Annotated in this window: 20 protein-coding genes; 7 read left to right on the top strand and 13 right to left on the bottom strand. The window is 70.8% G+C overall.

What is annotated here, in order from left to right:
* Window positions 1–51: 51 nt before the first annotated feature.
* The gene (locus ACSLIC_RS26415) at window positions 52–1,272 is read right to left on the bottom strand and encodes a DNA-binding protein (RefSeq protein WP_436740209.1); all 1,221 of its coding nucleotides are present in this window, start codon (window positions 1,270–1,272) and stop codon (window positions 52–54) included.
* 365 nt (window positions 1,273–1,637) lie between these two features.
* Here ACSLIC_RS26415 and ACSLIC_RS26420 point away from each other — a divergent pair, with 365 nt between their 5' ends.
* From ACSLIC_RS26420 to ACSLIC_RS26445, 6 genes are all read left to right on the top strand, one after another.
* A complete protein-coding gene (locus ACSLIC_RS26420; protein WP_436740210.1) occupies window positions 1,638–2,246 on the top strand; it encodes a hypothetical protein in 609 nt (202 codons plus the stop codon).
* Window positions 2,243–3,664, top strand: coding sequence for a hypothetical protein (locus tag ACSLIC_RS26425; RefSeq protein ID WP_436740211.1), 1,422 nt, complete (start codon window positions 2,243–2,245; stop codon window positions 3,662–3,664). Before ACSLIC_RS26420 ends, ACSLIC_RS26425 begins: the two co-directional genes overlap by 4 nt.
* Window positions 3,665–4,116: 452 nt before the next feature.
* Window positions 4,117–4,371 (top strand): hypothetical protein, encoded by a 255-nt coding sequence (locus ACSLIC_RS26430; protein ID WP_436740212.1) that lies wholly within the window; start codon window positions 4,117–4,119, stop codon window positions 4,369–4,371.
* Complete coding sequence (locus ACSLIC_RS26435) at window positions 4,368–4,892, top strand: RNA polymerase sigma factor (protein ID WP_436740213.1); 525 nt, start codon at window positions 4,368–4,370, stop codon at window positions 4,890–4,892. Before ACSLIC_RS26430 ends, ACSLIC_RS26435 begins: the two co-directional genes overlap by 4 nt.
* The gene (locus ACSLIC_RS26440; RefSeq protein ID WP_436740214.1) at window positions 4,889–5,533 is read left to right on the top strand and encodes a hypothetical protein; all 645 of its coding nucleotides are present in this window, start codon (window positions 4,889–4,891) and stop codon (window positions 5,531–5,533) included. Before ACSLIC_RS26435 ends, ACSLIC_RS26440 begins: the two co-directional genes overlap by 4 nt.
* A 739-nt stretch (window positions 5,534–6,272) precedes the next feature.
* The gene (locus ACSLIC_RS26445; protein ID WP_436740215.1) at window positions 6,273–7,025 is read left to right on the top strand and encodes a transposase family protein; all 753 of its coding nucleotides are present in this window, start codon (window positions 6,273–6,275) and stop codon (window positions 7,023–7,025) included.
* Between the two features lie 580 nt (window positions 7,026–7,605).
* Here ACSLIC_RS26445 and ACSLIC_RS26450 read toward each other — a convergent pair.
* The 12 genes from ACSLIC_RS26450 to tap form a co-directional block, all read right to left on the bottom strand.
* Window positions 7,606–8,529, bottom strand: coding sequence for a TniQ family protein (locus ACSLIC_RS26450; protein WP_436735621.1), 924 nt, complete (start codon window positions 8,527–8,529; stop codon window positions 7,606–7,608).
* Window positions 8,526–9,554 (bottom strand): TniB family NTP-binding protein, encoded by a 1,029-nt coding sequence (locus ACSLIC_RS26455; RefSeq protein WP_436740216.1) that lies wholly within the window; start codon window positions 9,552–9,554, stop codon window positions 8,526–8,528. The genes ACSLIC_RS26450 and ACSLIC_RS26455 overlap by 4 nt, the downstream gene beginning before the upstream one ends.
* Window positions 9,548–11,698, bottom strand: a complete 2,151-nt coding sequence (locus ACSLIC_RS26460; RefSeq protein ID WP_436735619.1) for a transposase — start codon at window positions 11,696–11,698, stop codon at window positions 9,548–9,550. Before ACSLIC_RS26460 ends, ACSLIC_RS26455 begins: the two co-directional genes overlap by 7 nt.
* Window positions 11,692–13,662, bottom strand: a complete 1,971-nt coding sequence (locus tag ACSLIC_RS26465) for a Mu transposase C-terminal domain-containing protein (protein WP_436735618.1) — start codon at window positions 13,660–13,662, stop codon at window positions 11,692–11,694. Before ACSLIC_RS26465 ends, ACSLIC_RS26460 begins: the two co-directional genes overlap by 7 nt.
* Before the next feature lie 41 nt (window positions 13,663–13,703).
* A complete protein-coding gene (locus ACSLIC_RS26470; RefSeq protein WP_436740217.1) occupies window positions 13,704–14,486 on the bottom strand; it encodes a TnsA-like heteromeric transposase endonuclease subunit in 783 nt (260 codons plus the stop codon).
* A 264-nt stretch (window positions 14,487–14,750) separates the two neighbouring features.
* Complete coding sequence (locus ACSLIC_RS26475) at window positions 14,751–15,074, bottom strand: hypothetical protein (protein WP_436735616.1); 324 nt, start codon at window positions 15,072–15,074, stop codon at window positions 14,751–14,753.
* A gap of 147 nt (window positions 15,075–15,221) precedes the next feature.
* A complete protein-coding gene (locus ACSLIC_RS26480) occupies window positions 15,222–16,445 on the bottom strand; it encodes a hypothetical protein (RefSeq protein WP_436735615.1) in 1,224 nt (407 codons plus the stop codon).
* 171 nt (window positions 16,446–16,616) lie between these two features.
* On the bottom strand, window positions 16,617–16,892 hold the full coding sequence (locus ACSLIC_RS26485; RefSeq protein ID WP_436735614.1) for a hypothetical protein: 276 nt from the start codon (window positions 16,890–16,892) through the stop codon (window positions 16,617–16,619).
* Window positions 16,893–16,949: 57 nt separating this feature from the next.
* Window positions 16,950–18,050, bottom strand: coding sequence for a TniQ family protein (locus ACSLIC_RS26490; protein ID WP_436740225.1), 1,101 nt, complete (start codon window positions 18,048–18,050; stop codon window positions 16,950–16,952).
* 113 nt (window positions 18,051–18,163) lie between these two features.
* Window positions 18,164–19,087 (bottom strand): hypothetical protein, encoded by a 924-nt coding sequence (locus tag ACSLIC_RS26495; RefSeq protein WP_436735613.1) that lies wholly within the window; start codon window positions 19,085–19,087, stop codon window positions 18,164–18,166.
* 239 nt (window positions 19,088–19,326) lie between these two features.
* Window positions 19,327–19,884, bottom strand: coding sequence for a telomere-protecting terminal protein Tpg (tpg, locus tag ACSLIC_RS26500; protein WP_436735612.1), 558 nt, complete (start codon window positions 19,882–19,884; stop codon window positions 19,327–19,329).
* A gap of 15 nt (window positions 19,885–19,899) precedes the next feature.
* The gene (gene tap, locus ACSLIC_RS26505) at window positions 19,900–22,146 is read right to left on the bottom strand and encodes a telomere-associated protein Tap (RefSeq protein ID WP_436740218.1); all 2,247 of its coding nucleotides are present in this window, start codon (window positions 22,144–22,146) and stop codon (window positions 19,900–19,902) included.
* A gap of 198 nt (window positions 22,147–22,344) precedes the next feature.
* Between tap and ACSLIC_RS26510 the strand changes: the two genes are divergently transcribed.
* Window positions 22,345–25,335 (top strand): DEAD/DEAH box helicase family protein, encoded by a 2,991-nt coding sequence (locus tag ACSLIC_RS26510; RefSeq protein WP_436740219.1) that lies wholly within the window; start codon window positions 22,345–22,347, stop codon window positions 25,333–25,335.
* Window positions 25,336–26,522: the final 1,187 nt, after the last annotated feature.

A 26,522-nucleotide genomic window follows, 5' to 3' on the forward strand; every position in this document is an offset into this window, starting at 1 on the left:
AAACGAGTGCTGTATCAGCTAACAGGCGATGCGCCGGGTCCCACCTTGCTCTCAGCCGTCGTCTTCCTGCCCGCCTGCCGTCAGCATGCTCCTCAGTGTCCCGGGGGACATATCCGCCCACCGGGCCACCTCCTCCAACGGCACCCCGCCGTTCACCGCCGCCACCGCGGTCCGCTTCCAGGCTGCCTCGACCAGACCGGCACTGTGACCGAGGCCCTGCAGCAGCTGCCGGGCGACCTCGGCGGTCGGCCCGCTCTGCACGCCGCGCAGCTGCAGCAACTGCTCCTCGGCACTACCGATGAGACTGCCGATCCGCATCCGCTGCTCGGCCGGCACCACCGCCCGCCACATCGTCCCCGAACCGGGTGCCTTCTTCTCCTTGCCCAGTACCCGCAACTGCCCCGCCATCGTCACCGGCTGATGCTCCCGGCGCAGCCACCAGGGGTCGTTGTCGTATCCGGGGGGCCCACCGGCCCCACGGCGCAGCCGGATCACGCTGCCCATCCACGCGATCAGCGGACCGCCATGATCCGCCGCAGCCAGCGGCCCCAGCCACTCCCGCCCCACCCGCTCACCGAGCCGACGGCAGAACAACCCATCGACGGGCAGCACTCGCGGTTGCCCGGCACCGCTGTCCACCCACACCAACTGGGCCATAGCCGGATCAAGCAACACATCAGCCACGGCCACCACCTCGGGAAAGACGACCGCGTCCCGCCCCACGATCCGCCACCACTCCAGATCACCCCCGGCATCACCGCCCGCGACCTGATGCAACCGCCGCGGCCAGACCTTCTCCCGCTCCCAGTGCAGGGCCTGCTCCCACCACCGGGCCACCACCGCGTGCGCCAGCGCGAACACCCTCTCCGGCTCGGCCCCCGCCCGCACCGCCCGCCGCGCCACACCCGCCCACCGCCGCTGCGCCGCGACCACCTCCGGCAGACGCCGCAGATCCAGATACTCGTGGGGCTGGTCGGCATCCGCATCAAGGAGCCACCGCCCGTGCCGGATACACACACGGTCCCACCGCGGGGCGTACAGCACCGACCGCCCAGCCGCCCCTGTACGCCGCGCCGTGCACAGACGACAGCCGAACGCCACCGGCCCGGCAACCGCACCACCGATCCGCCACGCCGCCACCGGCTCCCCGGCATCCCCGGCCGGCAGCCTGGCATCCTCCCGCCCCCAGGACGGCAACGCCCGCCCCAGCACACCCTCCTCCACGCCGCACAGGCCTGCCAGGAGCTGCCGCCCCGCCGTGTTCAACAGCACCTCGGCGTCTGCCCGCCCGCCTCCGCCGTCGTGCCGAGGCTTGTGGCTGCGCCACTTCCAGCAGGACCGCAACGCCGTCGCTTCGAGCCCGTAGCGGCCGGCGATGCGGCAGATCAGCGACGACGTCGTCTCTCTGTTCAGTGGAGCGGTGCGCAGAAGGCCGGGAAGAAGAGTCGCTCCACCACGGTCTCGTGTCCGCCGATCAGGGAGGGCGTCTTCGCGGCAGTTCCTTCCATCCCGCGGCCGTCCTTGGCTCACTTCCTCAGGGCCGCAGATGCCCTTTCCTGAAGCCAACGGCCGCAGCGCGACGGGAGATTAGCCCGTTCGAGCACACCGTGATGATCCGATCGCACTAAGCTACGCCTGTGGTGGTTGGCGAAGACGCTCAGGTGAAGGGCTTCTCGGGGGCTCGAAGAGCCAAGCAGTGGCTCGAGGGCACGATGCGCATCTTCGGTGCGTACGCGAACACGGACTCGGAGTCCTGCGGCCGTCGGCTGACGCTCGCCTGGCCGTACGGAGGCCGGACCTTCTCCTTCGATCTGGGCGGCGCCATGCGCGGCGATCCCTACCAGAACGACATGTTCTGCGCAGAGGTCAAGAACTACGCCCAACCCAGCGACCAGGGAACGCAGTTCGACGAGTTCCTCGCCAAGTGCTACGTCGCCGCCCAGGCTCAGCACCATCTCAGCGACCACTTCATGTGGATCACCTGGGCACCGTTCCGGGCGAACTCCTGGTCCACCCTCAACTCGCCTGACCAGGTGGAGAGCGCAGTCCTTCAGCACAGCAGCCGCGTTTTCGGCACCAGCGGCCCCGAGGAAGCCCGAAAACTCCTGGACAGCGAACTCGCCCAGTCGGTCGCCGCACGCCTGTGGCTGATCGTCCTCTCGGACAAGCAGGAAACCCTCCTGCCGCTCAAGGACTGGGCAGCCATCGTCGCCGCCGAACTCACCCGCAGAGAGGGCTCGTGGTGAACCTCGTCGAACAGTCGATCTCCCAGGCCATGGACGAGCCCGACGACCGGATGATGTTCACCCAGGTCAAGGACATCGTCGCCCGGCACCTGCGCCGCATGGACCCCGGCGCCACCGTCACCAAAACCGAATTCTTCAACCACACCCACGTCCCCGACATGGTCCTGGAATGGCCCGGCCGACCCCGCACACCCCGCCGGTTCATCTACCTGCGCACCACATCGGACCAGCGCGAACTCGAGGACGACCTGCAACGTCTTCCCCGTGCCGACCGGCCGGTGCTTCTCGCACTCGGTCAACTGTCCTCCACGCGGCAACAAGGAGACCTCCCCCCGCTACCCGGCACCAGCACCTCGCTCCTCCTCGACACTTCCGCGCTCGGCGCACTCCAGCCGGCCGACGACTCTCCCGGCATCCCTCAGCTGGTGTCCCGCTCCGTCCTCGAAGGCGGCCGCGGCACCCTCGACAGACCGGCCACCGAGGAATTCCTGAACACAGTCGTCCAGGGAGCGGAAGCCGCCCGCGCGGGAGAACGGGTTCCCACCCGCGATGCTGTCGACGCCCTCACCGCGCAGATGACCACCGACGTCGCCGACCGGATGTCAGCCTTCCTCGCCGCGCTCTGGCAGGGCGGCGGATCCACGCTCGCCAGCTTCCCCGCACCTCAGCGAGGCGTCGGCCATCTCGACGAGACAGCCCTGATGTACCTGCTGGAATCCGAGGACATCACCGATACCGCATTCTGGAACCGGGTCGTCCGCATGATCAGCCTCCCCACCTTGCTGCGCACCCCGGCTGCAGGCACCGGTAATCTCCAATACCTGATGCGTGAGGCGATCCGGCTCTGGACCAGCCGCGTCTGCATGATCGTGCCCGGCGTAGCAGACGCGGACATCAGCCCCTGGCGCTGGACAGTGAAGGCCGGCCAGCTGATCCTGCAGACCCCGCGCTTCCACGTGCTGGTCGCCCAGTCCCAGCGCCAGCTTCCGTCCGGCCAGGAACACGACCTGCCCCGCCTCGATGAAGTGAGGAACAGGGCGGACCGCTTCGGCATCCCGTTGACCTCTCTGCGCATGGTCGTGACGGACCGCCACGTCGGCTACGGCGGACCCGGCGACGACATCTCCCACGACACCCGGCTCGACGGCATCAGCGACGCGCTGGGACAGGCCGAGGGAGTCATCGAAGCCGAAGCCCGCATCCCCTCCGGCGAGACCCTCCAATGCATGTTCGCCACCGGGATCGCCAGCGCCCGCGGCGCACGTACCCAGGTACCGCTGGACGCCCTCCTCGGAACAACGACGCGCCTGCTCTCCGATCTCTCAAGCGATGAAGCCGAGAAGATCACCCAGCTTCTCGGTGCCCAAGGCCCACCCCCTGACCAGCCGTGGAGCCAGCCCAGCTTCGACGACGTGTAGGGCCAGCGCCGGGCCGGTGAGTCCTTGGGGCGCTGTAGAACCCGGCGGGTGCAGGCCCGATCATCAGGAACGGCACGAGGCTACTTTCCCGCCTGACGTTGCTCTGCCGGAGGACGCAGGGCAATCGGGATGTCCGTCCTGCCGGTACACGGGGGGCTTGTGCCTTGCCCTCATGGCTCCCGTCGGTTCGGCAGGGAACCTCCCGGTGCACATCAATCTGCCAACCCTTCCACCCCTGTGACCTGGGTAAACAGTGTGACAGGCGGGGAGGTGGGTAAACAGTGTGACAGGCGGGGAGGTGGGTGGAGTTGGGAAAGAATGTTGTCCTCTGGCATCCGGATCCGGCCCTCCTGTGACGTGTAAGGGATGAGGGCTTCGGCCTTCATCAACGAGTTCGTCACTACTGGGAGGCCTGGTCGATGACTTGGTCGTATTGGGTGGGAGCGGGCGGGGTGTCACTTCCCGTGCTGGTCCTGCTGGTTTTCGCGATGCGCCGCGCCAAGGGCGTCGTGGAAATGCTCGTGAAGGCGTACATCGAGACACGGACGGAGCGCGAGCAGCGCGCCACCATGGTCGCGATGGCGCAGTCCCTGCCGAATGGCGGTGCCGCCGCCCGCTTCGAGGAGGGACGGCCGGCGTGGCTGTTCCGCAAGGACGCAGCCGACCCGGCAGGCCACCGGGCCGTCGCCACGCGGGAGGCTGCGTGAGCGAGGCCGTACCGGGAGTGGACTTCGAGTCTTTCGTCCTTGAGACCATCGAGGCGTTCTCCCGACTGGCCCGGGCTCAGGCAGGCGACCTGCACAGCGCAGAAGACGCTGTGCAGGACGTCTACCTCAACATGTACCGGCGGTGGGATCAGCTCATAGTCGGTCACGGTTCCCTGACCTCCTACGGCCGCACTGCGGTGAAGCGGGCGGTCATCGACCAGTTCCGCCGCAACAAGCGGATGGTCACGGTACCGGTTCATGAACTGCCCGAGATGGAATCAGGCATCGGAATCCCCGAGGCCGCCTACGAAATGATTAAGGAAGGCATCGACGAACTCGTCGCAATCCTTCCTGAACGGCAGCGCGAGGTCATCACCCTGTGTGTTCTGCAGGACCTCAGCCCTGCCGTGGTTGCGCAGCGCCTCCAGATAAAGGAGGAGTCGGTGAAGCGCTACATCAAAGCCGCCGCCAACAACCTGAAGAAGTCCATCAACGAGCACAGCGAGGAGGCCACCGCATGACATACCTGTCCGCTTGGACGCACCAGCCCGAGGAGCGGGGAGCCATCCGGCTCCTCGCTCTGTGGCTCCTGCTCGAAGGATCTGAGCAGGCATTCTCCAAGGGTTCCCGGATCAACGAGGACTCTGTCCAGGCGGAGGGGGGCCAGCCTTCGGGCTGGCCCCCGGCCCCCGCCCCCTGCCTGGAAGACGGAGACGGAAACCATCGAATCGGCGTGGTCCGTGAACTACGCAATCTCCTGAAAAAGGAAATCGATGATTCCGCGACACCACAGGAAACACGGCGCGTAGCAGAAATCCTTGAGCTCCTGGGCAGGGATAATGTGGCGCGAAGCTGGTGGGAAAAAGCAGCGATCAAGGGTGACGAGGATGCACAAGACTATATTCGCATCCTTAATGCCGAGAGAGAAGAAAACCTATCGGCATGCTGCGGGCAAGGGAAAGAACACGCTGAGGAATCTTTCAGATCATTCGTGAGTGGCTTTTTGTGCCGGTCAGCCGGTACTCACGTTGCTGCAGACAGGGTCGACTGGGCATTGGGGGAAGCCGGAGTCGACCTGTCTGAAGCAACACAAGCTCTCGTGCGTGAGATTGAGGACTTCCTGGCGCACCTAGACCACACCACCGGCGGCCCACGGTGTTGACACGACAGCGCGTCACGCGCCCACAGACAGGAGAGTCTTTGTAGACCAGCCTCCATGAGGCCTTCACGTGAGAAGGCCGGACGACTCGTTGAAGCAACGGCCTATCCCCGCGTACGCGGGGATAGGCCGTTGCCGCATCACCACCTGCATTGTCCAAAGCTCCGCGAATCGACTCACGGTCCTACCACCCGCCATACCCGCCAGCGCATGCGACGATTTCAGGGTCTTCTCTCGACTCGCGATGGAAGGTCCGGCCCTGCTGTCCACGCTGCCCTCTGCGGCTGCATGTCCTGACAATCTTCGCGCGCTGCGGCCTTCTTCGGCGAGGGACGCAGGCGACGCACCCCTCGCCCCTGAGCCAGACCTGAAGGAAGACCGAGCACGCCATCAGCGACATCGACGTCACCTTGGCGGGCGAGGCGCCACATCTGCCGGAAAAGAAGGCATTGACCTGCGGTTTCCGTCACCCGGGGGAGGGGACACGGGCGGGAGACGCCCCTTCGCTGACGAAGGCCAGAAACATCCGCAGGACGCCCTCACAACGTCTCTGACCTGCAGGAAAAGGGACTTTCTGAGCGGGTGAGGGTTCAAGATTCACTTGGCAGTTGGGTGCACGTTTGCCAGTGAGCCGTTTCCAACCTGACGGGTGGTCGGGTGGGTGACCCCGGTGGCGGGCGTGAAGAAAGCTCCTGGCTGACGGGTTCACGACCAAGATCACCAGTCCGCCAGGAGCTTTCGCGTGCTTGTCTACCCTTCCGGTATCGATCTGTCCAGCCGTGCCCTGCAGCACCTCTCCGGTCTCCTCGCAGGTCACCGCCGTCGGATCGGCTCCCGGTGGCGTCGCCTCACCTGTGGCCAGCAGGCCCTGCTCGTCCTGGCCCACCTCCGCTGCGGTGACACCTACGCCCGCCTCGCAGCAGGCTTCCGCATCGGGATCGCCACGGCCTACCGCTACATAAGTGAGGCCGTCGACCTCCTGGCCGCCCTCGCACCCACGTTGGAGCAGGCCATGACGACCGTGCGGAAGAAGGCGTATGTGATCCTCGACGGCACCGTGCTGCCGATCGACCGCATCGCTGCAGACCGCCCGTACTACTCGGGAAAGAAGAAGCACCACGGGATGAACGTGCAGGTCCTCGCGGATCCAGCCGGCCGACTGATCTGGGCCTCGGACGCGCTACCCGGAGCCGTGCACGATCTGACCGCGGCCCGGGCCCACGGCATTCCCGACGCTCTCGCCGTCGACGACATCAAGTGCTGGGCGGACAAGGCGTATCAGGGTGCAGGTCCTGCTATCCGCGTCCCGTTCCGGGGCAAGAATCCACGTGGTTGGCGTCGGCGTCACAACCGCGATCACGCCAAGATCCGCAGCCTCGGCGAACGCGCCATGGCCACCCTCAAATGCTGGCGGCTCCTGCGGAAGCTCCGCTGCAGCACCACCCGGATCACCGCCATCGTCCGAGCCGTCGTCGCCCTCGAACTCGCCACCTGATCAAGATGGAAAAGGCTCACTGTCGAGCTCTCCGAAACAGAGGTGACGATCCGCAGCAGCGGTTACCACACCGGCGGATTCCACGTCGTGATCTATGCCCGCAGTTGGGCAACAGGCATCCATCTCACCCTCCCGCAGTCCCACACCGTGACCGGGCTCGGGAGCAGCCGCAGCCGTGAGGAGGCCGGGCCGTAGCTGCCGGCATGACGGGACGCCGCCTCCGCGAGGGGTTTCCACATCCGACTGCCCTTTCCGCTGGCTCGGCTTCTGCAGGCTGAGTGGCCACGGCGTGCTGTGAGCGTGCAGCAGGCCGATATGGCGTAGCTGATGGTGTGCTTATTGATCTTGATCTTGACCTGGTGTTGCTCGGTTCTACTGGGCGGTAGTTCGTTTTGGCGGGGCAGAGTTACGTGTTGCCGGGGTGTGGGTGGCCGGTGGGATCTGGTTTGAGCTGGGTGTTTGGTGTTGCGCAGTGTGTTGAGCGGGGTGCTGGTTTTTGCTCAGTGGGGTTGGCGCGTCTATATGTGCCGGTGCTGGCTGGCTGTGTAAGGGCTGGGAGCGGCGTGGCGTGCGGGCTGGTTCAGTGGGTGGTGAGGCGTTGCCAGAGCAGGTCGTGGTCGGCGGGTGCGAGGCGGGGCAGGCGGAGGCGGCCGGCGAGGTGGTGGAGGAATGCGGCCTGCTTGGTGTGTGTCAGGGGAGAGCGGAGGGGGAGGCGGTCGAGGGCTGTGGCGAGGGTGAGGGTTTCGGGGTAGATGATCAGGCTCCGGCAGGTCAGCGCGGGTGAGGCGGGGCCATGGGCGAGGCGGGGGTTGGCGGTGGTGAGCTGGCGGAGGCGAGTGTGCCAGCGGTTGTGGAGGTGCTGGTGGTGGTCGTACCAGCGGGTGGTGATCGTGGTTGCCCAGCTCAGGGAAGCCGTAGTGGGGGGCCGGCGGGCGGTGAGGCGGGCGTGGGCGAGCTCGGGTAGGGCGCGGATGCCGAGGGGGATGCACTGTCGGGGGTCACTGGAGGCTTGCTGATGGCGGGTGCAGATCATGACCCGGGGCAGGTCGGGCGCGGGGTGGATCCACGCGGTGGGGGTGTGGTGGGGCGGGCGGCGCAGGGTGCAGGTGGTGCAGGCCGGCAGTGGTTGCACTGCGGGGGCGAGGGTCTGCCAGCGGGCGGTGGCGGTGTGGGTGGTGGCGATGGCGGCGGGCGGGGGCCGGCGGGTCAGAGCGCGGTCAAGGTGGGCGGGCGGGATACGGGTGAAGGCGGCCAGGCGGCGGGCGGCTTCGCAGCTGTAGTGGAGTTCGGTGGCGTGCGGGGCGGCGGGGGTGCCGGTGGTGGTGATGTGCAGCCCGTCGAGGAGGTTGGCGGGGGAGAGGTGGTAGGCGGCGGCGAGGCGGGTGAGGTAGGAGGCTGCCGTTTCGCGGGGCACCGGCCGTACGCGCAGCGCGCCGGGCGGGCTGGGCCACATCGTGCCGGGTCGCGCCGCTAGTGCGGGGCGGGGCCGGGTGGGGGCGGTCACCGGCGGGGGCGGGTACGACGGGCAGGGGTGCGGGGCCGGTAGTGCTCTTCGGCGAGGTGGTCCAGCGCGATGGTGTCCAGCAGGGTCTTGGTGATGCGCTCGGTGCCGTCGCAGATGGCTTCGATGGCGGCCTGGCGGATCAGGCGTGAGAGGCTGCCGATGCGTCCGGCGGTCCGCTCGTGCAGGTAGGGCGCCAGCCGGGGCAGGCTGCCGGGCCGGTGCGCGGTGAGGTCGAGGGCTGCTTCCAGGGCGGCGATCAGCTCGCGGAACGGCTCGCGGTGACCGGCGCGGGCGGGTAGCGCCCCGCAGTCGATCAGAGAGGCACGCCCGGCCAGCTGCGCGCCGCGTACTCCGCTGAAAACGGTGCTGGCGGTGACGTCGATGCCTGCGTAGACGAACGTGGCGCCGATACGTTCGGTGAGGTCCTTGAGCCAGTCGGCGGCCTCCGCGCCGCTGGAGGTGCGCGGGTTGAGCCGGTGGATCTCGTCGATCAGCACGAGTGCGACGCCGGCCGTGGTGTAGGTGTGGCAGACGGCGGTCGTGATCTGCGCGGTGGTCATGCGGCTGGTCACGGGGATGCCGAGGTAACGGGCGAACTCGGCGGCCAGGGTTTTGGCGGTGGCCCCGGGCGGCACCAGCACATAGGCCACGGGCACCCGGTCGTCGCCCGGGGCGGCGCGCCGGGTGTGGGCGAGGTGACAGGTACGGCCGACCTGGAGCAGCGCGGTGGTCTTGCCGGTGGTGGCAGGCCCGGTGAGGATCAGCGACGGCCGTGCGGTGGCCTGCTGGTGCAGGCCCAGGATCATCAGGGTGCGGACCTGGCGAGCCAGGGATTCGATGGCAGGGGTGCGTACGGTGACGAACTGCGAGTGGTAGGCCAGGCGTTCCTCCGCCGAGCGGGGTGCCTGGCCCGGCTGCGGCGGTGTGGGGGGTGCGGCGTGGGCGAACCGGGCGAAGGCGTCGAACGTCGTCACCGTGCCCGTGGCCCCGTCGTCGGGGAGCGAGGGGCGGGCAGGGGTCACCACAGTTCGGCCTCCTGGTCGGCGTCGTACAGTGTCAGCGCGCCGCTTCTCGGCAGCGTGAGTGCGCCGGACTCGTCGGCGCCGACGCTGTCGTCCTGGGATCGGGCGTCCAGCGCATCCAGGCTGTCCTCCACCGCCGTTGCGGCTGCGGCCTGGGCCGCAGTGCGGTGCGGCGCTGCCGGTTCGCCGTCTGCTGCATGGGAGACGGCGTTACCGGCGCGAGTGCCAGGCGTCGCGGGGGGCGGTGCGGGTGGTGCAGGGGCGGCGGGCCGGGTGTGGCGCAGGATCTGGTCGGCGGCTTCGGCGAGGGCGGCTTCGTGTGCCTCGCGTTCGGCGCGCTGCTCGAGGGTGGTGCGCAGGTGGCGCCAGGTGGTCTCGCTCATGGGCGCGTGGACGTGGTCGCGGTGGATCCACGGGATCTCGTGCAGGTGTCCGTCGGGCAGGCGAATGTAAGTCTGGCGGACGTCGTGCGGGTTGAGGTGGACTTCCCACTTGCCGCCGGGTCCGGTGGGCGAGGGCCGTCCGCGGTGCTCGTTGAGTGCCGCGTGGTCGTAGGTGCGGTAGTTGATGCGGATGCCGCGGCCGGTGATCGGGTGGAAGCGCACCGGCAGCAGTTCGGTGTAGTCGGCTCCGGTCAGGGGCAGCGGCACGTAGCCGCTCGCGCCCAGCAGTACGCCCCACATCTCGCCCGGGGACAGTGCCTTCTTGGGCAGGAGGGGGTGGCGCAGCCCGTCGTGGGGGCGGTGCTGCCAGCACGCGGCGATCCACTCGTCCAATAGTTCCTGCAACTGGGCCACGGTGAAGCGGGCTTCGCCCTCCACCTCATGGCCGCGCTGCAGGATGTGGGAGCCGGTGTAGCCGGCGACGTGCTGGGCGAAAAGGGTGTTGATGCTGCCGAAGGTCCGTTCCACGGCGCCCTTGGCAGTGGGGGAGCGGGGCGGGGCGGGCTGCACGCTCACACCGAGGGATTCGCAGGCGGCCAGGAACGCGGCGGAGAGGAACACCCGCCCGCGGTCGATGACGATCGTTTCGGGTACTACCACCGGCCTTGCCGCGGCCTGCTCAAGGCGTGCGTCCAGGGCTAGGAGCCGGGTGTAGGGGACGGCGGCGTGGGCCAGGCGCAGGTGTTCGCCCCAGCCAGGACGCACCGGGTGGGGCACGGCCATCTCCGCGAGCAGCAGGGCCGCGTCCACCGCCTGGGTGCTCTGCTCGCGCAGCACGGCCGCCACCACCGACCGCGTCGCCACGTCCAGGGCGATCGTGAGCTCCGGGCGCACTGGTTTACCGTCCTCGCCGATGGCCATGATGTCCAGCCGGGTGGTGTCGACCTGCACCAGCTCGCCCGGCCGCAGCGCCACCACCGGTGTGAACGGGCGCACCGGCACGGCGGTGGCGGTGCGGGCGGGGCGTCCCGGGTGTTCCAGCGGGTCGGCCAGGACCCGTACCAGCCGGTTGAACGTCGACGGTGGCGGCAGTGCCACGGCGCCCGGCCCGTGGGCGTCGGCCAGGATCTGCCCGGTCACCTCCCGCAGCCCCTTCAGGGTGCCCGTGGAGCGGCCGCGCTGGCGGCGTAAAGCCTCCAGGACCGCGGCCACTATCCGCTCATCGGCCCGGCCCGTCGCGCTCGACGGCTTGCGCTGCCGGATCAGGCCCATGACGCCGCCCGTGTGGTAGCGGGCGCGCATACGGCGCACGGTGGCCCGGCTGGCCCGCGGCCAGCCCAGGGCCGCGAGTTCGTCGGCCTTGGCCTGCTCCCGCTCGGCCATCGAGGTGCGCTGCGGGTCGTACTCGGGCCGGGGGACGCCGGTGCTGCCGGCCCCGCCGGGCAGCCCGGTCTCGATCTCGCGGATGTGCCGCTGCCAGGCCAGAGCCTGCTCCCGCTCCCGGGCGGGCACCGACTCCAGCAGCCCCCACGGCGCCGCGGCGGGAACGGGGCAGTCCACCACCGCGAAGGTGGGGTCGGCGAACAGGAACGAGGACAAGACCGAGGCGGTCTGCCCGGCGGTGTCGACGAGGCGTACCGAGGCTCCGGCCACGGCGGCCACCTGCCAGGGGCGGCCTTCGAATGTCACGTACGCCCCGAGTGCGACCTGCCGGTGCCGGGCGGCGGCCACAGAGCGGGCCGGGCGGCCGGGAGCGTTCACCACTGTCCGGCCTCCGCCTCGGCGTCATACACCCCGAACCCGCCCGGCTCCACGGCCGTGCCGCGGGCGCCGCCGGTGTCGGGCACCGCGACGCCACCGGCGGAACCCCGGGCAGCCGCCTTCCGGGGCTCCGCCGCGATGAGGGCGGGGCCGGTCCGGTCGCCGCCCGGCCGCGTACCGCCGTCGGCACCCACATCCGCACCCGCGCCGCTACCGGCGGCGCGGTGTGCGAGGACGGCGCCGGTGCGGCGCCGCAGCAGCTCGTCGAAGGGCCGCGAGGCGTGCCCGCCCTGCGCCCATGGCACTGGGTGGAGCTGGCCGTCGGACAGCCGGACGAAGACCTGCCGCGGGTCGTGTGGATGGTGGTGGACTTCGAACCGGCCCGCGCGGCCGCGGTGTTCGTCCAGACACGCATCGTCGTAGCGGCGCCCGCCCAGCCGAATGCCGGACTCGGTCACCGCGCACCGGCGACCCGGCAGCAGTTCGCCATAGTGCTGCCCGGCCAGCGGCAGCGGCGCCCTCCCGGCAGCGCCCAGCAGCACCTGCCACATCTCCTGCGGCGCCAGCCCCGCCCGGGGCAGCAGCGGATGCCGCAGTTGCTCCTGGGGACGGTGGTGCCAGACGCCGGTGATCCATTCGTCCAGCAGGTCCTGCAGCTGCGGCATGCTCCAGTACGCCCCGCCCGCCCCCGCCTCGTGCGCCCGGTTCTCGTCCCCGGCGGTGGCGGGCGGCCGGGCCGCCGCCGTCGCGTGCCGGGTGAACAGGTCAGCGAGCACCTGAAGCGTGCGCAGCGCACCGCGACCGGCGCCCGCCGTCCTCGGCCCGGCCGGTTCCAGGCTGATGCCGAGGCTCTCGCACACGGCCAGGTGCACCGAGGTGATGCCGGCCGTTCCGTGGCCGAGGACGAGTGTCTCGGGCACGGCCGCCGGACGCGCCGCGGTGGCCTCGACCCGGGCGGACACGGACATCAGCCGCCGCACCGGCCCGCCTGCGTGGGCCTGTTCCAGCAGGGCGGGCCAGCCCGGACGCAGCGGCCGGGGCACGGCCATCTCGGCCAGCAGTACCGACAGCTCAACTGGCCCCTGCTGTTCAGGGTGCAGCACGGCGGTCAGCACGCAGCCGCTCGCCTCATCCAGCGCGGCCGTCACCGCCACCTCCACCCCGGCCCCGTCCTCGCCCACCACGCCGACCGGCAGGCGGCAGGTGGACACCTCTACCCGCTCCGCGGGCCGCAGCGCGGCAGGCGGGCCACCGGACCGGTCCGCCGCGCTGGCGGTGCGCGCCGCACTGCCCGGCGGCTCGGCCGGATCCGCCAGCGCCTTCACCAGCCGGTACAGCGACGAGCGGGCAGGAAGCCGCACCTGACGCGGCCCGTGAGTGTCCGCCACGATCCGCTCCGTCAACTCGATCACCTGCCGGGTGGTGGTTCTCCTCCGCCCCCGGCACCGGCGCAACGCCTCCAGCACGGCAGCGACCACCCGTTCATCAGTGCGCCCGGTGGGCGACGGGCTGCGCAGGTGTCGCTTGTCGACCAGTCCCCACAGCCCCTGTCGGCCGTAGACCAGCCGCATCCGCTGCACCGTGGTCCGGCTGGCCCTGCTCCAGCCCAGCCCAGCGAGCTCCCGTGCCTTGGCCGCCTCCCGCTCCGCCAAGGTGAAGCGCTGCGGGTCGTACTCGGGCCTCGGCATGCCGCTTCCCGGGCCGCCGGGCAGCCCGGTCTCCACCTCGCGGATGTGCCGCAGCCAGGCAAGCGCCTGCTCCTGCGCAGCCAGCGGTACCGTCTCCCACAGCACCGGGGCCACCGGCGGCGCAGCCGCCGCGCCGATCACCTCGAATCCGTGCGCGGCCACCAGAGCGGAGGCCAGCACACAGGCGCTGTCCCCGTCCCCGGCCACCAGGTACACCCGCCCGCCGGCCAGAGCGGTCACCTGCCAGGCGCGGTCCTCGAACCGGACCTGCGCGCCCACCTCAACGCACCGCCCGCCAGGGACGGCCGTATGGTTCCTGCTCACCTCGCGTACTCCCGCCCCTGCTGCTCCGTGCCGTCCCCGTTCCCGTCCGTGTCCGGGCAGCCGGGAGAGACGACGGTGTGCTCGCTCAGCGGCCGGGTCAGGTCCGCTGCCAGCCGCCCGCTCCACAGCGCGTGGTAGAGCACCGGCAGCGCGCTCAGGACCTCGCCCGCCGCCGCGGCCCCGGCCATCAGCGGCCGCGGCGCGGCGAACGCCTCTATCACCGCCGACTCCAAGCCGCCCGCGTCACGGTGGCGGGGGTGGCGGTAGCCGGCCAGCCACCGCACGTTCGCCGCCATCACCGCATCCGGCGGCACCAGACGCCGGTAGGCGAACCCCACCGCCTCACACGCCGCTTCCAGCACCGAGACCGCGCGCACCGCACGGCCCGCGGCGGGCGCCGCCGAGGCGGGACAGTCGGCGAGCACAGCGCGCCCGTCGGCGTAGCGGGCGAAGACCTGCGGCACCCACGTCAGAGCCCGCCCACTGCCCGGATCACGCCACAGCAGCCGCACCGGCCGCGCCGACAGCCCCACCACCTGCGGATCACGGTCCAGAACCATCAACTGCATGCACATCGCCTGCGACCCGTGCATCACATGCCGCCCCGTCGTCGCCGACCACCACCAGCCCGGCCCCCACCGGCGCCCCGGCACCACCGGGAAGTCCGCCACCGGCACCAGATGCTCGAACCGCACCGCCGCGGCGGCCTGGACCCAGCGCCGCTGCACCAGCGCCCCGGGCGCCTCGGCGAACTCCGCCTCCACCAGACCCGGTTCCACGGCAGGCACCCTGCCACCGTCACCCGCGGGTAAAGCAGACGGGTCGTCCCCCGCCCGGTCACTGTTGATGATCATGTACTCCACACAACGGCATCACAGCCCCGCCCCGCAGGAGAACCCGCCGGTAACCACAGGGGAGTTGCCCACGTCAGCTGCCTCGGACACACGAGGAATAAGGATCCTCTCCCCCCGTACACCGTGTCAGTGCACACCTCTGCCCTGTCTGCCCCCGAGGCGCCCCCAGGCGGTGCTCCCGCCTTGCCGTCACCCAAGGGCCGACAGCACCCACTGCGGCGGGCCGTCCGGGGGACCGCCGAGCCGGACCAGGGCGCCGGACGGCATCGCCGCGCCGCGCGCGAGCGTGTCGACGAAGGCGTCGGCGAGCGCGTTGACCTGCTCGCGCCCCTCACCTTGCCCATCGACGCGGATACCGGAGTCGACCCCCAGCACCTCGCGGTGTCCGGTGACCTTCAGCAGGATCTTCAGCGACTCCCAGCCGTAGGGCGGATCGCTCACGCTGATGCCCACGACAGCATCGCCGCGCACCAGCTCATCCCCTACCCGCACCCACACATCGCGTTTGGCCACGCGTCTGCCTGCTTCCTTCCGGCGGTACCGCCACCTCTTCTGCGCCTGCCCCCTTACGGCCACAAGCCCGCACTGGAGCCCCGCCACCCCGGTCCGCGCTCCTTGCTGTCACAGGGGCCGGGCCCGGATCTAGTCGCGGGCCCGGGGTCAGGGGTGGCGGAAGCCGCGGCCGGGGTCGCGGGCCTGGTCCGGGCGGAAGGGCTCGAACCACTGGGCGGCGCCCAGGTTCGACAAGCCCATCGCCTGGTTGATCTCATTGCCGCCGTCCTCGATCCCATCCAGTGAGGCGTCGAACAGCATCAGCACATCGTGGTCCTCGAACAGAACGGTCGAGCACCAGTCCCAGTCGAAATCGCGGCGGTCCTCGGGCAGGCCTGCCACGACTTCGTGCACCAGCCGCGGGCGGTTGCGCTGCAGAGCCCGGGCCCGGTCAATACCCAGATGCAGGGCCATCTCCTCGCCGGTGCACAACGGCTCCACGCCGCCCGCCGCGGCGAGGGCGGCTGACAGGTCATCGAAGCAGCGGGCCATCTGCCGCCGCCAGGACCGGTCCTGGCCCCAGGTCACCCGAGGCAAAGCCCCCAGTACAAGACCCTCACCCCGCCGCACCGGCGCATTCCCCTTCTCAGCGACGTCCTCCCACGCCTGCGCGGACAGCTCATCGAGCGCCACCCGCAGTACCGCAGCAGTCCGCCCGGTGAGTACCTCGTCCTCCCCGTCGTCTTCCTCATCCCAGTCCCAGTCCTGGTCCGCCGACGGAAAGTTGCCACGGCGCGCCAGACCCTCAAGACGGCTCCGCACTCGCTGCGCGGCCTTCCCCGGAGCGGCGAGGGCGTTGTCGATGATCTGCAGCTCATCGGAGAACGTCTCGGCACTCAGCAGCGCACCGGCCTCGGCGAGCAGGGCGGCGCCCGCGTCTGTGTCGCCGGCGGCGTTCTTGCCCGGCAGGACCACGGCGAAGTAGTTGTCCGTCAGCCGCTCGATGGCCGATCCCACCACCGCGGCGGCGATCAGCGGATCGGCGAACGGCCCGGTCAGCTGCAACTGGTCAACGACCAGGACACTGGAGGACGACTCGATGAACTCCTCGAACTCGTGCGTGAAATGGCCCTCGTCGTCAAGGAGCTGTCCGGCCACCAGCGCGGGGAAGGAGCCCTCGTCGGCCATCCGCTCGCGCAGGTTGTCGCACTGCCAGTACAAGCCCCGCACAGCCCCCAGGCTCCCCACCTGCTCACCGGCACAGTCGATGCGCACATCCCACCGCTGCACACCCTGCGCGGAGGGATCCAGCAGTCGGTGGGTATGGTGGAAGGTGAGCGCCAGCAGGGAAAGATCCGCCCCCGCTGCTGCCTGATCCGGACGAGTGGTCACGTGCACCTCGAAAGCTGTTGCGGGCGCGCCCCTTGCGCACCCGCGAACCAGCGTAGAGCCCCGATACCCGCTGCCGTGCCGGATCAAGAAGCCGGGCAGCCGCAGCCGCAGCGCGTGAAGCCGGGGCCAAGCCCAGACTCCGGAAGCGATCGGCACGCGCCCCGGCGTGTGTCAGTCCTCCTGGTTCCCGGCGAGAATCTCCGCCAGTTCCCCGGCGGGCACCCGGCACCACCCGGCCACGTCCTTGAGCGCCACCCCTGCGGCGACGGCCCCGGCGGCAGCGTCCATGAGCGCCCGATCGAGCAGGTCGGCGCTGCGGCTGAGGTGCCCCAGCAGCCTCTGTGCCACCTCGGCCGTGGTACCGCTCTGCACCCCGTGCACCTGCTCGAGCTCCTCACGGGCCTCGGCGACCAACCCCTCGATACGCCACCGCTGCTCGGCCGGCACCGCCGCCCCCCACCGCGTGCCCGACCCGCCCGTCCGCGCCTCCGCCGCCAGGACCCGCTACTGCCCGGCCATCGCCACCGGCTCCCGCTCCGCGCGCAGCCGCCACGGATCATCCCGCCACCCCCGCGCCACGACTCCACGGCGGGCCCGCACCAGCGCGCCGGTGAAATCACCCAGCGCACTGTCGTAGTCGGACGCGATCAACGGCCCCAGCCAACCCCGACCGAGCCGCTCACCCAGCCTCCCGCAGAACGGATCGTCCTCGATCCGCGCACCGGGCCGCGCCTCATCACCCAAGCGCCAGGCCAGCTTCGCCATCGCAGGGTCCAGCAATGCCTCCGCCACAGCCACCGTCTCCGGGAAGACAGCCGCGTCCCGGCCCACCACCCGCCACCGACCCAACTCCGCACCCGCGTCGCCGCCGGCCAGGAGGTGCAGACGACGCGGCCAGATCTTCTCCCGCTCCCAGTACAAGGCCTGATCCCACCAGCGGGCCACCACCGCATGCGCCACCGCGAACACCTGCCCCGCATCCACCCCGGCCCGCCGCGCACGCCGCGCGACAGCCGGCCACCGCCGCTGCGCTGCCACCACCTCCGCCACGTTCCGTAGATCCAGGTACTCCAGCGGCTGGTCGGCGTCCGCGTCCAACGCCCACCGCCCATGCCGCACGCACACCCGCTGCCAGCGCGGCCGGTAGAGCACCGAGCGCACCGCCCGCCCGGTGCGGCGTGCGGTACACGAACGGCACCCGAACACGGCCGGGCCCGCAACCGTCTGTGCCGCCCGCCACCGCGCCCGGGCCACCGTGCCGCTGCCGGAGTCCTTTGCCAGGCCGTCAGCGGCGTAGGCGGGCAGGGCCCGGCCCAGAACCCGGGGATCCACCCCGCACAGCTCGGCCAGCACCCGCCGCCCCGCCTCGTTGAGCACCACCTCCCCATCCGGCCGGATGCCGCCGCCTCCCGGGTGCCGGGGAGGTGACCCGGTCAGCGACCATTGCCGCAGCACCTCTGCACGCTCCATCCCGTAACGGTCCGCGACCCGGCCGATCAGGGACGACGTCAGCTCTCCGGTCAGGGGTCCCGTCCGTAACGGCCCCGCCGGCGCGAGCCGCCCGGGCCCGGCGTCTGCCGCTGCGGTGGGAGCACCCGCCCTCACATGTGCTGTGTCCTTCAACTGAACTGTCCTCTCCTACGGGGCGATCGGCTGTGGCCCGGCCTGCGTTCTCCGCCGGAACCGGAACCCCGGCGCGGAGCTGGTGCCGGTGTGGTTCAGGTCAAGGCGGCCCGCAGGCGTGCGAGGGCTTTCACCCGGTTGTCGTCGAAGGTGCGATTCCATTTCAGGTTGGAATACCAGACGGGCTGTCCGGTGGCCGGGTCCAGGAAGTCGACGGAGCACCCGGTCGAGGTGTGGCGGTGATCGCACCGGCAGGTGCACGTCTTGGCCGTGACCTCCCATCCCAGTCCGCAGGGCCCCTGCATCAGGAGGCGGATGAGGTCGGAGCAGGGCGGCCCGTCGGTCGTCTCCAGGCGGATGCCTCTGCCGCTGGTCCAGGTGTCGGTGCTGTTGACCGGTCCGGCGCCGGCGGTCGCCCGGATCCGGCGCAGCAGAGACGACATCAGCCGGAAGGGGTCGCAGGGCCGGGCGGTCCGGGCGGCGTATGCCGCCTCTTCGACGGGTGTCCAGTCCGGTCGCCGCATCACAGACCCGTAGACGCCCTCGCGCTTCGTGGCGAACCGCTCCCACCTGTCCGGGCTGAACCCGCGCAGGAGGATCGCCGCCCTCATCCCCGGCCGGTACAGGCGTACGCCGCCGGGGACACGGGCGCTGCGCAGCCCGGGCACACCGCCCACCCGGTCGCGCGGGTCCTCCCCAGCGTCCTGGACGTCGCTGACCCGGGGATACAGGAACTCCACCCAGTGACCGAGGACCACCGGCTCGTCGACGAGCCGGAGGGTCAGCAGATCCTCCTGCGGTCGCACGCTGACGATGCCCAGCGGATGACTGCTCAGACCCCCCATCGCGCAGACCCGCTGAAAGACCGCAGCCTCCAGCCGGGCCTGCTCGGCATGGCGTGCAGCCGGGATGGACAGCCCCCGGCCCGAGCCGGAGAGCAACGGGTGCAGAGCCTGGTGGGATTCACCGGTACTTTGCCGACGGTCGGCGGTGAGGTGGAGAGCGGCCGCAGGGTTCATGGGCTTTCTTCCGCGCGGAACCGGCCCCCGGGCGGTACGCGCTGTGAAGGAAACAGACGGTGCGGCAGATCATGCGGTGACGCTTCTGGCCGGTCCTCGGCGACGGAAGCAGCGGGGGCGTCGTCCGTCGCGCGGCCGGGCGTTCACAGGCCCGAACGCTATGGAAGCCGCCCGGCGGGCCACCGTCAACAAGGCGCGCGGGCGCTCCCGCCCACCGCCCCAGGCCAGCCCCTTCTCGCCTACAGCCGGAACTGGAGGTCGAGGAGGTCGGTGAGTTCGACTTCGAGGCCGTGGGCGCGGCGTCCGTTGTCACGGAAGTAGGTCTCGCCGAGCGCTTCGGCGGTGAGCTGGAGCAGCTGGTCCTCGTCGAGGCCGGAGGCCTGCGCGTCGAGGAGACGGGCGGCGTGGTGGGGCGGGAGGGCGAGGGTGAGGTGGCGGATGCGGGACTGGTCGGTGGAGCCTGTGGCGGCGGTGTAGCCGAACCGGGCCTGGACGTCGATCATGATGCCGTCGGTGGTGGCTGCCTTCTGCCGGGCCCGGGCCCTGATCTGCGGCTGCCACCGCGTGCGGACCTCGCTCTCCAGCCGGGTGGCCAGCTGCGGGCGGGGTTGTTTGATCTGGCCCTTCACGTACCGCTCCACGGTGCGCTGGCTGATGCCGAGCAGGGCGGCGACCTGCTGGGTGCTGCCCTGGTGCTGGCGCACCAGGTATCGCATCCGTGCCCCGGCGGACTTGGGCGCCGGGCGCGTGAACGCTCCTTGTACTGCCCGGCCGAGCTCTTCTTCAACGGTGACCATCTACCGCCACGCTCCTTATTCTCCGGTGTCCCGGGCGGTGACCTCGCCGGTCTTGATGTACCGGGCGAGGTTGGCGACCTTGCCTTGTGCGCCGAGCTGCTCCAGCACCCCGACGCCCCACAGCACGTCCTGGGTGCCTTCGTGCTTGACCATGCCGGGGGAGACGCCGAGGCGGAACGACCCGGGCACGGTCTTGCCGTCCTTGTCGTAGGGCAGGACGTCCAGGGGGGTGGGGCCGTCGGCGGTGTAGACGGCACAGTCGGAGAGGACCGCGACGGGGTAGCGGCCGGTGGCGGCGGCCAGGGCGATCATCTTGCGGTGCATGTTGATCCGGGCCCGGGAGATGACGGTGGCCCGCATGTCGGGGCGCCACGTCGGCCGGGCCAGCGCGGGCCACGCCTGCCCCGGCACCCAGTTTCCGCCGCGGGCCTTCTCCTGCAGCTTGCCGATGCCGCCCTTGACGGTCATCTTCACCGCGTCCAGCACGATCCCCAGCTCAGGATCCCGCCCCTTGTGACCCTCCATCGCCTCCAGAAACTCGCCCGGGGTCAGCTTCTCCGCCACCTTGAGGTCGGCCATCGTCGCGACGTAGGCGTCGCGCAGCCGCTTGTACCAGCCGTCAAGGAACCGCCCGCTCCGGGGCCGCAGCCACGCCTCGAGGGGGGTGACGTCGTAGCCGAGCTCGACGGCGTACGCCACGGTCGGCGTCGCGTACCAGGCCGGGCCCTCGGGCCGCTGTCCGGTCGGGGTGAACGGGCTGGGCAGCAGATCACCGTTGAGCTCGCGCCACTGTTTGGCGACCTTCACCCGGTCCAGGTCGACGTGGGAGAGGTCCACCAGCCAGGAGCCGGGCACCGCCGGGTCGAAGACCGGGTGGGTGACGTGCTCGGGCGGTGAGTCCAGGCCGACGACGGCGCCATTGGCGGCCGCGCCGAACGCCAGGTTCACATCGAAGCCGACCAAGTGGCGCTGCATGCACTCCACATCGGTCAGGTCCCGCGCCCAGTCGTACGCCTCCTCGAACAGCCGCTCCTCGGGGCCGCGGATGTGGAAGCGGGGCAGGTGGGCCAGGACGGGGTGCCCGTCGATCGCCTCGCACGGTGCGGGATCGAGGCCCTGGGTGCCCAGGGAGCCGGGCCGGTGCTCGGAGTGCCGTTTGCCGTCCTGGTCCGGCTCGCTCGCGCGGGTGGGCGGGTTGAGCGCGGTCATCAGCTCCAGCCCGGTCACCGCGGTCAACCCGACCGGCGTCATCACCCGGTGCGCGTACACCCCCAGCACCCGGGCCAGCTCCGCCGGGCCGAGCTTTGCGGCGTGACCCCACGCGCGGTCATCCAGGGCGTTCCAGGACGGGATACACAACTGAACACACTGGCGGCGCCCGCCGGAGACGGGGCGGTAGATCCGCGCCCACGGCCCCAGCCCGCGCCTGGTCAGCTTCCACCCCGCCCGCTCCAGCAGCTTGACGGCCTTGTGCTCCTCGGGAAGTCGCCCGGCCGACCGCTCCGCGTCCGACAGGGTGGCGGGCAGGCCGTAGCGCTCGCACACCGCTGCGGTGAGGACCAGCAGCGGGTCGGCGTCCTTGCCCGACGGGTGCAGCTTCTCCGCCCCCACCCGCGCCTCGGCCAGGGCCCATTCCACCAGGGCGGGGAGGGACCTGGCGGGCACGTCCAGGAGCAGACCGCCGGTGCCGTAGCCGGTCACCTGCCGCCCGTCATCGGCGTCCAGGACAAGCAGCGGACCGTGCGCGTACGCGCCGGACCGTACGGGCACGGGGGCCTTGCCAGCGGCGGCCTTCGGCGCACCGGGAGGGCGTGAACCGCGTGCCGGGCGCGGTGCAGCGGCCGGCGTGGGAGCGGCTGCGGAGGACCGCGCGGGAACAACCGTTGCCGCGGCGGGCGCGGGCGTCACCTCGCCCGCATCGTCGCGCGCAGACCCGGCCGGCACAGCAGGTTCGGCGGGTGCCACCGCGGCCGGTTCCGCCCCCAGCGGGCCGCTCCCCGCGATGGATGAGGTGGCTGCCGGGGCGGGGTGAGGCTGCGCGAGCTGCTGTAGCAGGCGTGCGTAAGGCTCCCGCTGGGGCGGGCGGGGTTCGGTCCTGCCCGACTCCCACGCGCCGACGGTCGCCCGCCGCACGTCGAGGGCGGTGGCCACCTCTTCGAGGGTGAGCCCGTGGGCCTGCCGCAGGCGCTTGCGCTCGGGGGGCGGGGGCAGCGGCGACCGGGACGCGACGAGCGCGTCAACAGCATCGAACAACTCGGACATGGTGAACCTCCGCCACCCACTATACCCCTGAAGCGAACATCAACCGCACAACTGCCGTTCGAATAGCGCACATTGGCCGTACTTGGGGGAGTGGTGGTGGTAGCGTGAACCGGTCAGGGCTCTCGAGAAAGACCTGCCGCGCCCCTCAGCGGAGCGCGGCCGACCCGCCACCGCCCGCGCCACCCTCAGGAGTGCTGTATGACCGTGGCTGCCGCCACCGGCCCCGGCCCGCCCGGTAAGCGGGCACTCTTCCCCGACCAGGCGGAAGCGGTGTCCCGGGTGGCACGGCATCTGCGGCGCCCCGGGACGCGGGGGCTGTTCGTCTCGGCGACCGGGACGGGCAAGACCCTGGTCTCGATCCGGGTCGCCGACGAACTCCAGGCGCGCCTGGTGCTGTTCGTCGTGCCCACCCTCGACCTGGCCGCCCAGACCGCACTGGCCTGGCGGCGCGACGGCCACCACGAGCACATGGTGATCGTCTCCTCCATGGACGCCGCCGGCCGCGACAACCTGGTGGCCGCCCGCGTCATGTCGAGCAGCGACCCCGTCACCCTGGCCGCCCTGATGTCGGTGGTGGGGGAGGGGGCAGACCAGATCCCGGCCCTGACGCTGATCTGTACCTACGACTCACTCGACAAGATCCAGGAGACCCGCAACACCGCATATGCGGTACCGCCGTTCGACCTGGCGATCATGGACGAGGCGCGCCGCATCGCCGGCCGTCCGGACAAGAAGTGGGCCGCCGTCCACGACAACCAGCGCATCCGGGCCGACCGCCGCCTCTACATGACCGCCACCACCCGCATCTTCGCCGCCCCCGACCTGGCCGAGTCCGCCGACACCACCCGCCCCCGCCGCCACATCCCTGCCGTCCCGGGTCCGGCAGCCGAGGCGTTCGCCAACTCCATGAACAACGAACAGGTCTACGGCAAAAAGATCTGGGAATATTCGCTGGCGCAGGCGATCGAGGACGGCCGGGCACCGGACTACCGCATCGTGGTGCCCACCCTCACCGACGAGGACCTGCGCCGCCGCATCAACCTCCCCGCCCCCGACCCCGACGGCCAGGGCGAGGGACCAGATCAGGCCCTGCGCACTACCGCCCTGCACCTGGCCGTGCTGCGCGCCATGGCCGACCACGGCTTGAAGAAGGTGCTGGTCTACTTCAACCTGACCTCCGACGCCCGCCTCTTCGCCCGCGAACTGCCCCACACCCTGCGCCAGCTCGCCCGCACGGACCCCCACCTCGTCCCCACCACCCAGCCGGAGACGCTGTTCGTCCACGGCGAGGACACCCCCCAGCAGCGCGAGGAAACCTTCACCCGCTTCGCCCAAGCCCCCACCGCGATCCTGACCAACGCACGCCTGGTCACCGAGGGCGTCGACATCCCCAGCGTCGACGCCGTCGTCTTCGCCGACCCCACCCGCAGCGTCATCCGCTGCGTCCAGGCCCTGGGCCGCGCCCTGCGCCTGGACGTCTCCGGCAAGACCGCCTCCCTCATCGTCCCCGTCTGCCTCCCGCCCGACGCCAGCCCGGAAGACATCCTCGGCACCGCCTACGAACCGGTCTGGGCGATCGCCTCCGCCCTGGCCACCCACGACCACCGCATCCTGGAACGCCTGCCGGACAAAGCCAACCGCCTGCCCAAGGAGACCAGCGACGTCATCGAACGCCGCTGGCACTTCGACTTCACCGTCCACCCCGAACGCATCGCCCAGGCCATGGACCTGGTCTCCTTCGACCCCCAAGACCCCGCCACATCCCGCTCCCGCCGCCTCGGCCTCACCGCCGCCCAGGCCTACCACCACCAGTACGGCCACCTCGACGTCCCCGCCGACTACACCCACCCCACCGGCCACACCCTGGGCACCTTCATCACCACCATGCGCGACGCCCGCAAAACCGGCCACCTCGAAGCGGACTGGACCGCCGAACTCGACGCCCTGGACATGATCTGGGACAAACACGACGCCGCCTGGCGCTCCAGGCTCGCCTCCCCGCCGCCGACCACCACCGCACCCACGGCCAGCGCCGCTCCCCCCACCACCGCCGCTCGGAGCCTGGCTCGCCGAACAGCGACACCTCGCAGCCAACGACCAGCTCACCCCCGCCCGCACCGACGCCCTGAACGCCATCGACCCGAACTGGCGCCTGCCCCACGGTGCGGACTGGCACCGCGAATCTCACCTCCTGCGCACCCACCTTCGGCGAGGAACGACCCCGCCGCCCTCACCCCCGACACCCGCATCGCCACCGTCAACATCACCTCCTGGCTCACCCGCCAGCTCACCCGATGGACCACCCTGCACCCCAGCCAGCGCGACCTGCTCACCGCACTCAACCTCACCCCCGCCACCAGCCCCCTGGCACCCGCCCCCCGCACCCGCCGCACCTTCCCCCAGACCGTGCAGCTCCTGGAACTCTTCCTCCACCGCCACGGCCGCGCCCCCGCCGCCACAAAAACCCTCCGCGTCGACGGCGACACCGTCCAGATCGGCCCCTGGTTCGCCAAAACCCGCACCAAGCACCGCGAGGACCAACTCCCCGCAGAACACGCCGCCCTGATCGCCTCCCTCTACGACGGAGACCGATCACCCGGACCCCGTCCCGGCTTACCTGACGTAAGGCCTTCCAGCATCCGGCCGAGCACCGCGGTCGCTTGTACGGGCCCCGTACCAGCCTCGTCAGCCCCCACTGCCGGGGCAAGCGCCCGATCATGGCGAACGGAGCCCGGCCGGGCGCCCTTGGCACGTCGACCGGCCGGGCCACACCACCAGCACCGCGACCCGGTCGCGCTGCCGATCGCCACACCGCATCCGGGCGGTACCGCGGTCGCGTCGGACGGCCCGCTTCCTGGAGGCGATCCCGCGCGTGCGACCGCCAGGCCGCGCGCGGGGTTCTGTCAGCTACTCGTGCACGATCGCCGGACCGGACGGCGGCCCGGCCTTGCAGGCTCTCAATTGCACGTTCATCCCAGACCCGAACACACCGCCAGGAGCACCAACGAGTCCCGCACCACCAGGGACACAACTGTTGCAAACCGCCGAGAAGGTGAACACGCAACTGATCCGCGCAGACGGTGGCTTCGGCGGCAACTTGCTGCCAGCGGACCGGGAGCCGGTTACCGACCACCGGCCACCCACCTACCCAAGGCAGTGGCCGGCAGGGCGCATCCACGGCCGCCCTGAATCGCGGGTCAGGGGGCAGTGGGCCGTCGGGGTCAGATCGAGCGCGAGAACATCTGCTCGCCGGGGAGCGGCATGGCACCGACGTCGCGGTGCCTGGACTTCTGGGAAGGGTCGCCGGCTGGCCCGGGGGTGGATGGTGAAGCCGTGACGTCGGTCGACCCGGGCCAGGGCAGCGTCTTCGGCGGTGAACTGCCCGTACATAAAGAACGCGCGGTGCTCACGGTGGATTGCCATGGCCCTGGTGATCAGGGCGGAGGCGATGCCCTGACGCCGGTAGTCGTCCGTGACAGCCAGCAGACTGGCGTAAGCCATAGCGGTAGCTTGCCAGGGACACGGGGTCTGCCCCGTCCCCGTTCCATGCCTCCGAGGACGGACAGAGGCGGGATGCTGGAGGAGACGCCGACGATGCGCGCGGTGGGCGTGTGTTCGGCGACCAGGAAGACGAACCGCCCGGCGCCGAACCGGCTGATGAAGGGCCCTGCTGCGTCGACGGTCTCGCACATGGCCTCGCGGTCGTCGAAGTCGCCGTGTCCTTCCATGGCGAGCGTGGCGAGCTCGGTGAACGCCTTGCCCTCCCCCGGCCGGGTTTCTCTGATCTTGATGCTGTCGGGCAGTTCGTCGGGGCGGGGTTCGGGGCTTACCCAGGCTTGTTGCGTCCCACGAGGGTCCTCTCGGTCTGAAATAGGCCATGCGGCCCCACCGGCCCGGGCACGCATCTGCGCGGGCAGGCGCGGCAACACGGCTACCAGTAGGCCCGAGGGTCGCTCGGCGATCGAGGCTAAAGCGGTCATCACGCCGCTGAAGGCGAGAACGATGACGCGTTTCTTCGCCTCGCGGGCTCTTGGGTTGCCCTGGCCCTTCGTCTCGCGAGCGGGCTTGATGTCGCTGCGAGCCTTGCCGGCCCGGGCGGTGGTCAGGTGGCCGGGCGGGGTGCTCGGGCCGAGCCGTAAAGGTGCGGCACTGCAGGTCGCTCTCGACGCCGATGCCCAGGCTGCCGAAGAGCGGCAAGTCCTGCTTCTGCAGCGCGACCGCGGCGCGCGCGGCATCTTCCTTGTCGGGGTAGATCCACAGACAGACCCGCCCGGCATCCGCGTGCTCCGCCACTTTCACGGAAGAAGCGCCGGTCCTGCTCCAGGGCTGTCTCGAGCGTGAAGCGGACTGCCAGCTCGAAGGGCTTGGGTGTCCTG

Source organism: Streptomyces sp. BBFR102, from assembly GCF_051397025.1.
Taxonomy (GTDB): Bacteria; Actinomycetota; Actinomycetes; order Streptomycetales; family Streptomycetaceae; genus Streptomyces.